We start from the raw sequence: 13,928 nt of genomic DNA on the forward strand, positions 1-13,928 counted from the left end.
TCGGCAGTCTCGATGCTGCTCTGCATGGCAGACGGCCGGTTTGCACGGCGATTCCGGTGTGCAGAGCGGATGTTTACCACGTTTACATGGTAAGCAGCCGGAGAGCGGGAAAGAATTTCTGCAGAAAGTTGTAACGCTTCCCTCGGCCGCAACGATGTAGCGGTTGTCCCGGTGCTGTCCGGGCCCCCGAGCGGACAGCACCGGGACTGTCAATGTCCGGGCCGGTCTTCATCGCTCGACATCGGGACAGGTTGACCCGGCCCTCTCGGGCGGGCGGTAGCGTATTGCCATGACCTCCGCGTACGCCTCACCACAGCGGCCGTTCGGCCGCATCTTGACCGCAATGGTCACACCTTTCGGGCCCGACGGTGAACTCGATCTCGACACCGCGAAGAAGCTCGCGAACCATCTCGTCGACAACGGCAACGACGGCCTCGTCGTGAGCGGTACGACCGGCGAGTCGCCGACCACCAACCCCGATGAGGACGGCCGGCTGCTGTCCGCGGTACTCGAGGCCGTCGGCGACCGGGCGTCCGTGCTCGCTGGAGTCGGCAACAACGACACCCAGGCGTCGTCGCGTCTCGCGCGACAGGCGAAGGCCGCGGGGGCTCACGGCCTGCTGCTGGTCTCGCCCTACTACAACAAGCCGCCGCAGGCCGGTCTCGTACGCCACTTCGCCGCCGTCACCGAGGCCGGCGACGACGTACCCGTGTTGCTCTACGACATCCCGGGTCGCGCGGGCGTACGCATCGCACACGAGACGTACGCCGAGGTCGCCGAGGACCCCCGCATCGTCGGCGTCAAGGACGCCGTCGGTGACCTGGCCAGCGGCGCCTGGGTGATGAGCGAATGCGGTCTCGCGCTGTACTCCGGCGACGACGCGCTGAACCTCGCCTGGCTCGCCGTCGGCGCCGCCGGCATGGTCTCGACGGTCGGGCACGTCGGCTCCCGCAAGTACGCCGAGCTCGCCGACGCCGTCGAGAAGGGCGATCTCGCGACCGCGCGCCGGATCAACATCGAGATGTTGCCGGTCGTACAGACGATCATGGATCCCGTCACCCAGGGCGCGATCATGTGCAAGGCGGCACTGGAGCTGTCGGGTGTGCTGCTCAACCGCACCGTACGCTCGCCGCTCGTCGACGCCACCCAGGCACAGGTCGACACTCTGCGCGACGTACTCACCGAAGCGAGCCTGCTCTGAGCGCCGCCCGCATCCCGTCGCCGTGCCCGAGCAGTTCAGGAGACCTATGAGCCATACGCATCCAGAGCGCGGCACACCGCCGAAGCTGCAGCCCGGCGCTCTGCGCGTCACACCACTCGGCGGACTCGGCGAGATCGGTCGCAACATGACCGTCTTCGAGTACGACGGCAAGCTGCTCATCGTCGACTGCGGCGTTCTCTTCCCCGAAGACCATCAGCCGGGCGTCGACCTGATCCTGCCGGACTTCGAGTCGATCCGGCACCGGCTCGACGACATCGTCGGGATCGTGTTGACCCACGGCCACGAGGATCACATCGGCGGCGTGCCGTACCTGCTGCGCGAGCGCGGAAACATCCCGGTGATCGGCTCGAAGCTGACGCTGGCCCTTCTCGACTCCAAGCTCCGAGAGCACCGTCTCAAGGACATCCCGCACTACGTCGTCTCCGCGGGCGACGTCGAGGACCTCGCTCCGTTCGAATGCGAGTTCGTCGCAGTCAACCATTCGATCCCGGATGCGCTCGCCGTCGCCATTCGTACGCCCGCCGGCAACGTCGTGCACACCGGCGACTTCAAGATGGACCAGCTCCCGCTCGACGGGCGCATCACCGACCTGCGGGCGTTCGCGCGGCTCGGCGAGCAGGGCGTCGACCTGCTGCTCGCCGACTCCACCAACTCCGACGTACCGGGCTTCACCACCACCGAACGCGATATCACTCCGGTGCTCGACCGGGTGTTCGCGGCATCGGAGCAGCGGATCATCGTCGCCTGCTTCGCCTCCCACGTGCACCGCGTGCAGCAGGTGCTCAACGCCGCCGTCGCACACGGCCGCAAGGTCGCGTACATCGGTCGCTCGATGGTGCGCAATATGGCGATCGCGCGCGACCTGGGCTATCTGCACGTGCCCGACGACGTACTGGTCGACGGCAGGGCGGTCGAGGACTACCGCCCCGAGGAGCTCGTGCTGGTCTCGACCGGGTCGCAGGGCGAGCCGATGTCTGCGCTCGCTCGCATCGCCAACCGCGACCACGACAAGGTGCGCATCGAGCCCGGTGACACCGTCGTGCTCGCATCGTCGATGATTCCGGGCAACGAGAACGCCGTTTTCCGGGTGGTCAACGGGCTGACGCGTCTCGGTGCGACCGTGGTGCACAAGGGCAACGCGCTCGTGCACGTGTCCGGCCACGCGTCAGCGGGGGAGTTGCTCTACCTCTACAACATCGTTCGCCCCCGCAACGCGATGCCGGTGCACGGCGAGGTGCGGCATCTGCATTCCAACGCGGCGCTCGCCGTGGCGACCGGGGTGCCGGCCGAGCAGGTGATCATCGGTGAGGACGGCATCGTCGTCGATCTCGTCGACGGCGTCGCGCGGGTCGCCGGCCAGGTCGACTGCGGCTACGTGTACGTCGACGGGTCGACCGTCGGCGACATCACCGACTCCGAGCTGAAGGATCGCCGCATCCTCGGCGACGAAGGCTTCATCTCGGTGATCGTGGTGATCGACTCGACAACCGGCAAGATCGTGAGCGGCCCGCAGATCCAGGCCCGTGGCTTCGCCGAGGACGACTCGGTGTTCGACGACATCCGCCCGCGCCTGGAGGAGGCGCTGGAGGTCGCCGTACGCGACGGGGTACGCGATACGTACCAGCTGCAGCAGATCATTCGCCGTACGATCGGCCGCTGGGTCAGCGGTGCGCATCGTCGCCGCCCGATGATCGTGCCGGTCGTACTCGAGGCCTGAGCGGTCGCGTCCTGGGCGGTTTGCCTTGGTCCCAAGCCAAACCGTCACCTCCCAAGGGCCACACGCCGTGGGCAGTGACAACCCGCCCTGGGAAGCATCGACCGTACGTGTGCCCTTCCAGATCAGTTCGTAGCCTCGGGCAACCGAATACGGTTTCAACGCCTCTAGTTGGGTAAGAGTTCGCCCAACGAGGGGAGATCGTATGCCGCGCCGCCCGATGCCACCTGCTCGTACGAGATGGAGGCGCGCAGCTGCAGTCGGCGCGGCAGCGGTGGCCGTTGCGATCACGCCGATACAGGTGGTTCCCGCCACTGCGTCCTCCGGGGCACCGAGCGGCCCCGACCCGATCGCGACCGACCGGAGCGGGAGCTCTCGGGTCGTGACACTGGTGACCGGTGATCGCGTGCGCCTGCGCGAGTACGCGGGCTCCCGGACCACAGCTACGCTGCTACCCGGTTCGCCGTCGAGCGGAGACCCTGCCCAACTGGTGAGCTCTCCGGGTCACACATACGTGATCCCGAAGCTGAGCGTCGAGGCTCGTAAGCGGCTCGACTACTCCATGTTCGACGTGGCGACCCTGGCCGAACGATCCGGTCCGGTGGCGGTGCGCGTCCGCTTCGACCGTGATGTGAAGCCACGCGATGTCGTGGGCCTGCACGTCGATGAGTCCTCAGCACGTACGGTGGGCAGCGCCTCGGTCGTAGACGCGACCTACACGCCCGGTGAGGCCGTCGATCCAGCTGCGTGGACGGGTGTCAACTCCGTACGGCTTGCCTCGACGCAGCAGCCGACTCGGTCACCGGACTACGAGATGCGCACCTTGACCATCAAGGCCAAAGGTCCGGGCGGCGGTGACGCGCGGTTCGTAGACGCATACGTGCAGAACGCTCGTAACACCCGTCTGTTCCTGTATCCGGTTGCCGTAGTGAACGGCGTCGGCAAGGTGTCGGTGCCCAAGGGTGACTACTCGGTGGTCGGGCTCGGGTTCTCGAGATCCGATTCGTGGCTCAATATCGCGCCGGAGGTCAAGGTCGTCGATGACACCACGGTCACCTTGCGTGCGAAGCAGGCGGACGTTCATCCGAGAGTGTCCGTCGCCGGAGCACGGACCGTCGAGCGGAGCTTGAACCTCGTACGTACGTCGCAGCAGCACGGCAGCCTCGCGCTGGGCCTCACCGGGTTCGTGCCGAGGTTGCAGCCCGTGCCGGCGAAGCTCGCTCACGGTGGGCTTCGCGCGTACTTGGATTCGACGCTCCGATCGAGGAAATCGTGGCGTCATGAGATCTACACCAAGGACATGTGGGCGGGCATACCCAAGCGGATCTCCGTGCACCATCGACGTAAGGCATTCGCGCGCACCCAGCAGAAGTTCCATGCGCTCGGCGGCGGAGCGGTCTGGTCGGGCGTGTATGGCTTCGCACCCGGTGAGACGTCAGCCTGGGTGTCCGAGTACCGCGTGAAGACGCCTAGTCGGCGACGCATCTGGCTCCAGGCCCGAAAGAACGTGCGATGGCTCCAGTCCGCAAGCGTGGAGGGCAAGGGGCGGTTCGCATCGGTGTCCCACATCCGGCGGTACCAACGCGGAAGGGTGGCGGCCGAGAACTTCCAACGGAGTCCGATCGGGCCCGGGCTCGAACGCGGCAACGACTCGGCGGCCACCGGCCGGTACTGTTCGTTCTGCCGCGACGGCAAGGAGCTCCGCGGCTCGCTGCCGCTGTGGAACAGCGCCGGTACTGCGCAGTTCGGGTCGTTCTGGTTGCGGTCGATGGGGTCGTGGAGCCTGCATCATGGCAAGCAGACCCTAGCCAAGGGCGCCGGAGCGATCGCACCGAAGGTCACGCTGCCCGCGAAGCGCCGGAAGTATCGGCTGAGTGCGACGGCAAGGCCGGGCTTCGCGCCGAGAGCGTTGTCCGGGCGGGTGTCGACGTCGTGGGGCTTCTCATCGGCGAAGTCGAAGCGGGTCGTCCGACTGCTGATGCCGAGCTACGTGCCGCCCGCGGATCTGCGCGGTCGCGTGCGTGCGGGGAAGGTCAGCTACCGGCTGAACTTCGACAACCTCGGGCCGCGCGAGTCGCGGGTCAAGAGGGCCACCGTTCGCTACTCGACGAGCGGCGGTAAGAAGTGGCGGAAGGCCCGGGTACAACGGATCGACAAGAACTCGTTCCGAGTGCGATACCGCAACCCATCCGCCGTCGGTAAACGCCGCTACGTGAGTCTGCAGGTGAAAGGCAAGGACGCCGGTGGTCGCACGGTGAAGGAGACGGCGGTCCGGGCGTATCGCCTGCGGGCCGCGAACAGGTCGGAGACGTCTTCGGCGGCCGCGCCAGGGTTCACGGCGAGGTCGGGTTCGTCGGCCGCTACGACCACGGCGATCTCGGACGGTTCGGCCTCACCGCGTGACCGGCGACGGGCAGAGCACGCCAGACCTGCATGTGCGAAACCCGATCATCGGGCGTACCGCTGCTATGCGCTGATTGAGCGTTCCGGCCGTGAGGCGCTCACTCGTGCGGGTGATCCGGCCGGATGGGGCGCGACCGAGCTACGCGCCGCGTACGGTCTGCCGAAGGACCCGAAGCCGGGGCAGAAGGTCGGCGTTGTGGTGGCGGGCGATTACCCGACGGCAGCGGCCGATATGAACAAGTACCGTCGCCAGTACGGGCTTGCGCTCTGCAAGATCAAGGACGGCTGCTTCAAGAAGATCAACCAGCGCGGCAAGGCGGGCGCCTACCCGAGACCCGACCCCGGCTGGGCGATGGAGGCCGCGCTCGATCTACAGATGATCTCTGCGGCGTGCCCCACGTGCAAGATCGTGCTGGCAGAGTCCGACAACCCAACCGTCGCCTCGATGGGCAAGGCAGTCGACGCCGCGGTCGATGCCGGTGCGGTTGTCACCAACCACTCGTACGGCCTCTACGAGTACAAGGGAGTGAAGAAGGCGAACCGCAAGTACGCCCGCAGCGGCGTCACGGCGGTCTCCGCCTCGGGTGACTACGGGTTCGAGCCCGCGAGCTTCCCGGCGAGCTCGAACAACGTACTGGCCGTTGGGGGCACGACGCTCCATCACGCGGCCACCAAACGAGGCTGGCGCGAGAAGGTCTGGAAGTACGGCGGCTCGGCCTGCTCGGCGTACTTCTCCGGCCCGTCCGGTCAGGACGATCCGGCCTGTCAGATGCGCACCGTCGCAGATGCGGCCGCGGTCTCGGACGGCCTCGCGGTCTACAACTCCTTCAGCGGCGGGAAGAAGCGTCGCTGGTGGGTGATCGGCGGTACCAGCGCATCGTCGCCGTTCATCGCGGGCATGATCGCCGCCGCGAAGGCGGGCGGGCTGAAACCACGCGATCTGTACGCATCCGGAGGCGACGGGTTCAACGACGTACGCAAGGGCCGCAACGGCTTCTGCAAGCGCAGTTACCTGTGCACCGCCAAGCGCGGCTACGACGGACCGACCGGGTTCGGCACTCCTCGTGGACTCGCCACCTTCCGTACGCCCTGACCGGTGACGAGAGGGTTCGTGCGCGGTGCGGACAGACTCACCGCGTACGAGCCCTCTGCCCGTTATGCCCAAGCGCTCTTTGAGACCCGCGGGTTCAATCCGAACCCGCGGGTCGAGTTCGGCGGTAGAGCTTCTGGCCGCGACACGCCCGTCCGTCACTGGCAGACCGCGCGGCTCACGGCGGGTATCGGCGCGGAAATTCGCCGGATTCTCGGCGTGTAACGCGTGGGACTCCAGTGATTTCGGCCTAGGCTGCAGCCATGGCGACCCGCACGTCTTCCCCACCGCGGTCGCGAGGCTCCAAGACGTCCGCGTCGAAGAGCTCTCGATCACGGTCGTCCGGTAGCCAGGCACGCAGTACGTCGCGGCAGCGGTCCGCCGCCAAGAAGCGGACCTCGAAAGCGCGCAGCGGGCCTGGCCTACTTCCACGTCTGCTGATGGCCATCGGCAGGGGCATCGCCGCCGTCTGGCTCGGCATCGCCGGTGTGATCGGCGCGATCGCCCGCAGCATCGGCTCGACCGCTCGCGACCTGTCGCCCGAGCACCGTCGCGACGGCGTTGGGCTGGCGTTGGTCGGCTGCGGCGTCATCGTCGCCGCAGCGATCTGGTGGCAGATCCCGGGTCGCGCGGGCGACGTGCTCCGCGATGTCGTCACCGGAGCGGTCGGGATGGGCGGCTGGGCGGTTCCCGTCCTGCTCGGCGTCATCGCCTGGCGTACGCTGCGCCACCCCGATAAGAACGGTCCCGCGGGCCGTCAGGTGATCGGCTGGTCGTCGATCGCGGCAGGCGTACTCGGCATCGTGCACATCAGCCACGGCCTGCCCAGGCCGAACACCGTCGCCGGTACCGAGGCGATGAACGACGCAGGTGGTGCGATCGGCTACTTCATGTCGGCGCTGTTGGTCGACCTGTTCCGCACCGAGTACGTCGCGATTCCGCTGCTCGCGCTGCTGACCGTATTCGGCCTGTTGGTCGTCACCGCGACACCTGTGTACGCGATCCCGCGCCGGCTCGCGGCTGCCCGCGACACTCTGCTCGGCCGGCATCCGGACGACGAGAAGGAGCCCGAGCCGAAGAAGAAGCGGACCAAGCGCAAGGCCGACGAGCCGCGCGAGGACTCCAGCAAGCCCTACGACACGCCGCTCATCGAGGACGGCAGCGCGTTCGACGATCCGCCGAGCTCAGAGGTGTTCGACGCCGAGCAGCACACCGACGACGCGGCTCCCGCGCCTGCCGCCGAGTCGCGTACGCCCGCTGCCGAGCCCGAGACAGCACCGCCTCCACCGCACAACCCGCTCCCGGACCGCGCCGAGCAGCTGATGCTGTCCGGCGACGTCGTCTACGCGCTTCCCGGTGGCGATGTCCTGCGGCAGGGGACCCCCCACAAGGCCCGCTCTGCAGCCTCCGACGCGGTGGTCGATCGGCTCACCGAGGTGCTCGAGCAGTTCAACATCGACGCGAAGGTCACCGGCTACACCCGCGGTCCCACCGTCACGCGCTACGAGGTCGAGCTCGGCCCGGCCGTGAAGGTCGAGAAGGTCACCGCGCTCACCAAGAACATCTCGTACGCGGTCGCCTCGAACGAAGTACGCATCCTGTCGCCGATCCCCGGCAAGTCCGCGATCGGCGTGGAGATCCCGAACACCGACAAGGAGACCGTCTCGCTCGGTGATGTGCTCCGATCGGGCAAGGCCCGTGGTGATCACCACCCGATGGTCGTCGGCCTCGGTAAGGACGTCGAGGGCGGGTTCGTCGTCGCCAACCTCGCGAAGATGCCGCACCTGCTGGTCGCGGGCGCGACCGGCTCCGGTAAGTCGAGCTTCATCAACTCGATGATCTCCTCGTTGCTGATGCGGGCGACGCCCGACGAGGTGCGGATGATCCTGGTGGACCCGAAGCGCGTCGAGCTCACCGCGTACGAAGGCATCCCGCATCTGATCACGCCGATCATCACCAACCCGAAGAAGGCGGCGGAGGCGCTGCAGTGGGTCGTACGCGAGATGGACATGCGTTACGACGACCTCGCCAACTTCGGGTTCCGCCACATCGACGACTTCAACAAGGCCGTACGCAACGGCAGCATCGAGGCGCCGCCGGGCAGCGAACGCAAGCTGTCCCCGTACCCGTACCTCCTCGTCGTCGTCGACGAGCTCGCCGATCTGATGATGGTCGCACCGCGCGATGTCGAGGACTCGATCGTGCGGATCACCCAGCTCGCCCGGGCCGCCGGCATTCACCTCGTACTCGCCACCCAGCGTCCGAGCGTCGACGTCGTCACCGGCCTGATCAAGGCGAATGTCCCGAGCCGGTTGGCGTTCGCGACCTCCTCGCTGGCCGACAGCCGGGTCATCCTCGACCAGCCCGGTGCGGAGAAGCTGGTCGGCGGGGGAGACGGGCTCTTCTTGCCGATGGGTGCCAACAAGCCCATGCGGATGCAGGGTGCGTGGATCACCGAGTCCGAGATCGAGGCGATCAGCAAGCACTGCAAGGACCAGCTGCAGCCGGTCTACCGCGAAGACGTGACCGAGTCGCAGCAGAGCAAACGACAGCTGGACGACGACATCGGCGACGACCTCGACCTGGTCATCGCAGCGACGGAGCTGATCGTCTCGACCCAGTTCGGGTCGACGTCGATGCTGCAACGCAAGCTGCGAGTCGGGTTCGCCAAGGCCGGCCGACTGATGGACATAGTCGAGTCCCGCGGAATCGTCGGACCGAGTGAGGGATCGAAGGCACGCGACGTACTGATCAAACCCGATGACCTCGACGGCGTGCTCGCCAGCTTGAGGGGAGAGTCGTCATGACCGTTCAACCCGATGCCACCCAAGAGCCGATCGAGGTACGCCGTAACGCCGGCCTGCTCGCGCTCGTCGCGTTCGGCTCATTGGCGATGGCGCTCGCGTACGGATGGCGTGCGGCCGCCGACGGATCGGCCGTGCTGTGGATCGTCGTCGGCGCACTGTGCGTCATCGGCGCGCTGCACGTGGTCGCCTGGATCGATGCGCGCGCACCGCTTCTGGTTGCCGACGAACACGGCGTACGCCTGCGGGTCGGCCGCGACTGGCGCGGACTGCCGTGGGTGTCGATCGATCGAGTCGAGCTGGAGCCGCGCCGCGGCTTCCTTCGAGACGGTCGGATCGTCGTCGTACCCGAGTCGGACGAGGAGCCGCTGTCGCTGCCCATGGGGCTGTCGACGGCCGCGCGCGCCGAGGAGGTCGTCCGCCGGCTGACCGGACTCGCCAAGGACCGCACCGCGGTGTCGGTGCGTGTCTCTCACCCGGAGTCGGAGAGTGCGGCCGACCCCGATGCCCCGCACTGGGAGTCGTCCGCCGCCGAGTACGCCGCGACGCGCGACGAGTACGAACCCGACGTCGACTTCGGCGGTGATGGCGGTGGCGAGCTCGGTACCGATGACGCGGTCGACCACCGTGATGACGAACCAGCGATCAACCCAGCCGGCCCGGTGCTCACCCCCGGGCCGGCGGGTCCCCCAACCGAGCCGTCGCATCCGAGACCGCCGCGGCGCGCACCGGTGCCCGCGATCCAGGGCGCGGGTCGGGCGGTCCGCGCCGACATCGTCCGTACTGCACCGTCGTCGGTGGGCATGCTCGCGCTCAAGTCGGATCCGGCCGATCTACCGGAGGCACGAGAACTGCGCGGCACGGAGGGCCGGGTCGGCCTGGTGATCGAGTCGACGCCCGTGATCGAGAGCGCACCCGAAACGTCGCCGGAGCCGGTCGTCGACGAGGAGCCGGAGCCCGAACCGCTGGTTGAGCCCGAGGCCGAACCCGAGGTCGAGCCGCTGATCGGGCCGACCTTGCGCGAGGCACGCGAGCGGCTGCATCTATCGGTCGACGCGCTCGCGGAGCGTACGCGTATCCGCCCGCACGTGATCGAGTCGATCGAGATGGACGACTTCGCCCCGTGCGGCGGTGACTTCTATGCGCGCGGGCACCTCCGTAGCCTGTCGCGGGTACTCGGGGTCGATGCCGACGAGCTCATCCAGGTGTACGACGCCGCGTACGCGCAGGCGCCGATCGAGGCGCGAAAGGTATTCGAGGCCGAGCTCGCGACCGGGCCGAGACCCTCGATCCGGTTGACGACCGGCGGTCCGAACTGGGCCGCGTTGATCGCCGTGGTGCTGGTGCTGGGCATCGTGTGGGGCGCCGTCCAGTACTTCACCGACACCGGTGACTCCGATGGCGCGGCGGCCGGCAACGACTCGGTCAGCTCGGCGGGGCCCGGAGCCGATAAGTCCGAGCTGAAGAACTTCAAGGCCCCGACGCCCAACGACGTCGTACTGACCGGAGCGCCCGGGCGCCCGAGCCGAGTCGTCGTACGCACCTCCGACGGCGAGGTCGCCTGGAGCGGGATCCTGCGGAAGGGCCAGCACAAGCGCCTTGAGGTGCCCGGCAGAGCGACGGTCGAGGTCAAGAACGGCGCGGGCGTACGCACCGAGGTCAACGGCAAGCGCTCGGGAGTGCTCGACTCCAACGGGCCGAACAGCCAGGCGACGCTCGGCAAGAAGTAGCCGCCGGCGGGATCTGGGCGTAACCGATCGCAAACCGCGACCGCCGCCCGACCGACGATGTGACGCGTACGCGATAATGGCCGTCCCATGTCGACCGAAACCGATCCCACCACCGTCGCCCTGGTCACTCTCGGGTGCGCGCGCAATGAGGTGGACTCCGAAGAGCTCGCCGGCCGTCTCGAGAATGACGGGTTCCGCCTCGTCGCCGACGCGGCCGATGCCGAGGCAGTCGTCGTCAACACCTGCGGATTCGTCGAGTCCGCGAAGAAGGACTCCGTCGACACCCTGCTGCAGGCAGCGGAGCTGAAGGACGGCGGGCGTACGAAGTCCGTCGTCGCCGTCGGCTGCATGGCCGAGCGGTACGGCAGTGAGCTGGCCGACTCGTTGCCCGAAGCCGACGCGGTGCTCGGGTTCGACGACTATCCCGATATCGCCGGCAGACTGCGCACCATCATCGCCGGTGAACGGCCCGAGTCCCATGTGCCCGTCGACCGGCGTACGTTGCTCCCGATCAGTCCGGTCGAGCGTTCCGCCGCCGACGTCGTCGTCCCCGGCCATCAGCCGGCCGAACCCGATCTGCCCGCCGGCGTGGGGCCCGCATCGGGCCCGCGCATCGTCCGTCGCCGTCTCGACGACTCGCCGACCGCGCCGCTGAAGATCGCGTCCGGCTGCGACCGTCGGTGCAGTTTCTGCGCGATCCCGGCGTTCCGTGGATCGTTCCTGTCGCGACGCCCTGCCGATGTGCTGACCGATGCCCGATGGCTTGCGGCCAACGGTGCCCGAGAGCTGTTCCTGGTCAGCGAGAACTCCACCTCGTACGGTAAGGACCTCGGCGACCTGCGGCTGCTGGAGACCCTGCTGCCCGAGCTCGCGTCCGTCGACGGCGTCGAGCGCGTACGCGTGTCGTACCTCCAGCCCGCCGAGACTCGTCCGTCGCTGATCGAGGCGATGACCGGCACCCCCGGCGTGGTGCCGTACTTCGATCTGTCCTTCCAGCACGCGTCTGGGCCGCTACTGCGCCGGATGCGACGGTTCGGCGACGCCGACAGCTTCCTCGAGCTCCTCGGCCAGGTGCGAGATCGCGCACCGCAGGCAGGCGTACGCAGCAACGTGATCGTCGGCTTCCCCGGCGAGACCGAGGCCGATGTGGAGACGCTCTGCGAGTTCCTGGTCGCCGCGCGACTCGACGCGACCGGAGTGTTCGGCTACTCCGACGAAGACGGCACCGAGGCCGCCTCGCTCGACGGCAAGCTCGACGACGACGAGATCGCCGACCGGGTCGAGCACGTGTCCCGGCTCGTCGAGGAGCTGACCGACCAGCGCGCCGCCGACCGCCATGGCGAGGTCGTCTCCGTGCTCGTCGAGTCCGTCGATGACGAGGTGGTCGGGCGCGCCGAGCACCAGGGCCCGGAGGTCGACGGTTGTACGCTGTTGCGCGGCGCGTCGGCGGAGATCGTACGGGGCGCCACGGTGGCCGCACGTGTCACCGGCAACGATGGGGTGGACCTGATCGCCGATGTAGTGCAGGTGAGCTGATGCCCAATGGTGCAAGCGACGCGGCACCCGGCGGAGAGACACAGCCGAGCAATCTGAACATCGCGAACGCGCTGACCGTGCTGCGAATCCTGATGGTTCCGGTGTTCGGCTGGCTCCTGCTGGTCGACGACGGTGAGAGCACGGGTTACCGGCTGGCGGCGTTCGCGGTCTTCGTACTCGCGATGGCGACCGATCGCATCGACGGCGACCTTGCTCGCAGCCGCGGCCTGATCACCGACTTCGGCAAGATCGCCGATCCGATCGCCGACAAGGCTCTCACCGGTATGGCCTTCGTAGGGCTGTCGATCATCGGCGAGCTGTGGTGGTGGGTCACCATCGTCGTGCTCGTACGCGAGTGGGGCATCACCCTGATGCGCTTCTGGGTGATCAGGCGCGGCGTGATCGCGGCGAGCAGGGGCGGCAAGATCAAGACCGTGCTGCAGTCGGTCGCCTTGGGGCTGTACGTGCTCCCGCTGCCCGATTGGGCCATGTGGGTCGCCCACATCACGATGGCCGCGACCGTCGCCGTGACCGTCGTGACCGGGCTCGACTACATCCGACAGGCGATGACGATGCGTCGCACCGACGGCGACGCGAAATGACCGATCCGCGTGAGGTGATCGCGGCGCTGCGAACGGCCGGGCTCACCGTTGCGACCGCGGAGTCACTCACCGGCGGTCTGGTCTGCGCAACGTTGGTCGACGTACCCGGCGCCTCGGAGGTCGTACGCGGCGGCATCGTGGCGTACGCCGCCGACCTGAAGAGCTCGGTCCTCGGCGTCGACCCGGCCTACCTTGCGGCACACGGTACCGTTGACGGCGGTACGGCCGAGCAGATGGCCGTCGGTGTTCGGCAGCGTTGCGGAAGCGATCTCGGCGTTGCGACCACGGGGGTCGCCGGTCCCGACCCGAGCGAGGGTCGACCAGCGGGCACGGTGTTCGTGGCGGTTGCGAGCGAGACGCAGGTCGTCAGCCGTGAGCTCGCGCTAGACGGTGGTCGTTCCGCGATTCGTACGTCGACCGTTGCGGGGGCGCTCACCTTGGTCCTGGAGCGAATCTCGTTCGGCGGGAAGTAATTCGGCGCGTACCGTGTTGGAAATGGTGTCTAGTCAACGAGCGGAGGTCCGAGGGTGGTTGTGCTCCGAGAACTGATCGGCGAGACGCTCCGCACGCATCGCATGCGGCGCGGTATGACGCTGCGCGAGGTCTCCGCAAAGGCCCGGGTGAGCCTGGGTTACATCTCCGAGGTCGAGCGCGGGCAGAAGGAGCCGAGCTCGGAGCTGTTGGCCGCCCTGTGCGAGGCCCTCGAGGTGTCGCTGTCTCGGGTGTTACGCGACGTGAGCGTCCAGCTCGAGGTCGCCGAGCAGCTGGAGACGCTGGTGCCCGACGACGCCGCCAAGCTCGCCGTACCCGTTTCTGTCGGTTGACCC

General features: G+C 67.9%; 9 protein-coding genes. All 9 read left to right on the top strand.

Features of this window, described 5'->3' with window-relative positions:
- The first annotated feature begins 289 nt into the window (after positions 1–289).
- The 9 genes from dapA to MU582_08480 all read left to right on the top strand — a co-directional run bounded on the left by dapA (position 290) and on the right by MU582_08480 (position 13,925).
- Positions 290–1,201 carry a 4-hydroxy-tetrahydrodipicolinate synthase gene (dapA, locus tag MU582_08440; protein UPK76650.1) on the top strand — a complete coding sequence of 304 codons (912 nt, stop codon included), beginning with the start codon at positions 290–292 and terminating at the stop codon, positions 1,199–1,201.
- Between the two features lie 46 nt (positions 1,202–1,247).
- Positions 1,248–2,939, top strand: coding sequence for a ribonuclease J (locus tag MU582_08445; protein UPK76651.1), 1,692 nt, complete (start codon positions 1,248–1,250; stop codon positions 2,937–2,939).
- Positions 2,940–3,318: 379 nt separating this feature from the next.
- The gene (locus MU582_08450) at positions 3,319–6,432 is read left to right on the top strand and encodes a S8 family serine peptidase (protein UPK76652.1); all 3,114 of its coding nucleotides are present in this window, start codon (positions 3,319–3,321) and stop codon (positions 6,430–6,432) included.
- Between the two features lie 260 nt (positions 6,433–6,692).
- On the top strand, positions 6,693–9,236 hold the full coding sequence (locus tag MU582_08455) for a DNA translocase FtsK (GenBank protein UPK76653.1): 2,544 nt from the start codon (positions 6,693–6,695) through the stop codon (positions 9,234–9,236).
- The gene (locus tag MU582_08460) at positions 9,233–10,963 is read left to right on the top strand and encodes a DUF4115 domain-containing protein (GenBank protein ID UPK76654.1); all 1,731 of its coding nucleotides are present in this window, start codon (positions 9,233–9,235) and stop codon (positions 10,961–10,963) included. Before MU582_08455 ends, MU582_08460 begins: the two co-directional genes overlap by 4 nt.
- A gap of 87 nt (positions 10,964–11,050) precedes the next feature.
- The gene (rimO, locus tag MU582_08465; GenBank protein ID UPK76655.1) at positions 11,051–12,499 is read left to right on the top strand and encodes a 30S ribosomal protein S12 methylthiotransferase RimO; all 1,449 of its coding nucleotides are present in this window, start codon (positions 11,051–11,053) and stop codon (positions 12,497–12,499) included.
- Positions 12,499–13,101: a CDP-diacylglycerol--glycerol-3-phosphate 3-phosphatidyltransferase gene (gene pgsA / locus MU582_08470; GenBank protein UPK76656.1), complete on the top strand. Its 603-nt coding sequence runs from the start codon at positions 12,499–12,501 to the stop codon at positions 13,099–13,101. Before rimO ends, pgsA begins: the two co-directional genes overlap by 1 nt.
- The gene (locus tag MU582_08475; protein UPK76657.1) at positions 13,098–13,574 is read left to right on the top strand and encodes a nicotinamide-nucleotide amidohydrolase family protein; all 477 of its coding nucleotides are present in this window, start codon (positions 13,098–13,100) and stop codon (positions 13,572–13,574) included. The genes pgsA and MU582_08475 overlap by 4 nt, the downstream gene beginning before the upstream one ends.
- A gap of 102 nt (positions 13,575–13,676) precedes the next feature.
- The gene (locus MU582_08480; protein ID UPK77137.1) at positions 13,677–13,925 is read left to right on the top strand and encodes a helix-turn-helix transcriptional regulator; all 249 of its coding nucleotides are present in this window, start codon (positions 13,677–13,679) and stop codon (positions 13,923–13,925) included.
- The last annotated feature ends 3 nt before the right edge of the window (positions 13,926–13,928 follow it).

This window comes from Nocardioidaceae bacterium SCSIO 66511 (assembly GCA_023100825.1).
Classification (GTDB): domain Bacteria; phylum Actinomycetota; class Actinomycetes; order Propionibacteriales; family Nocardioidaceae; genus Solicola.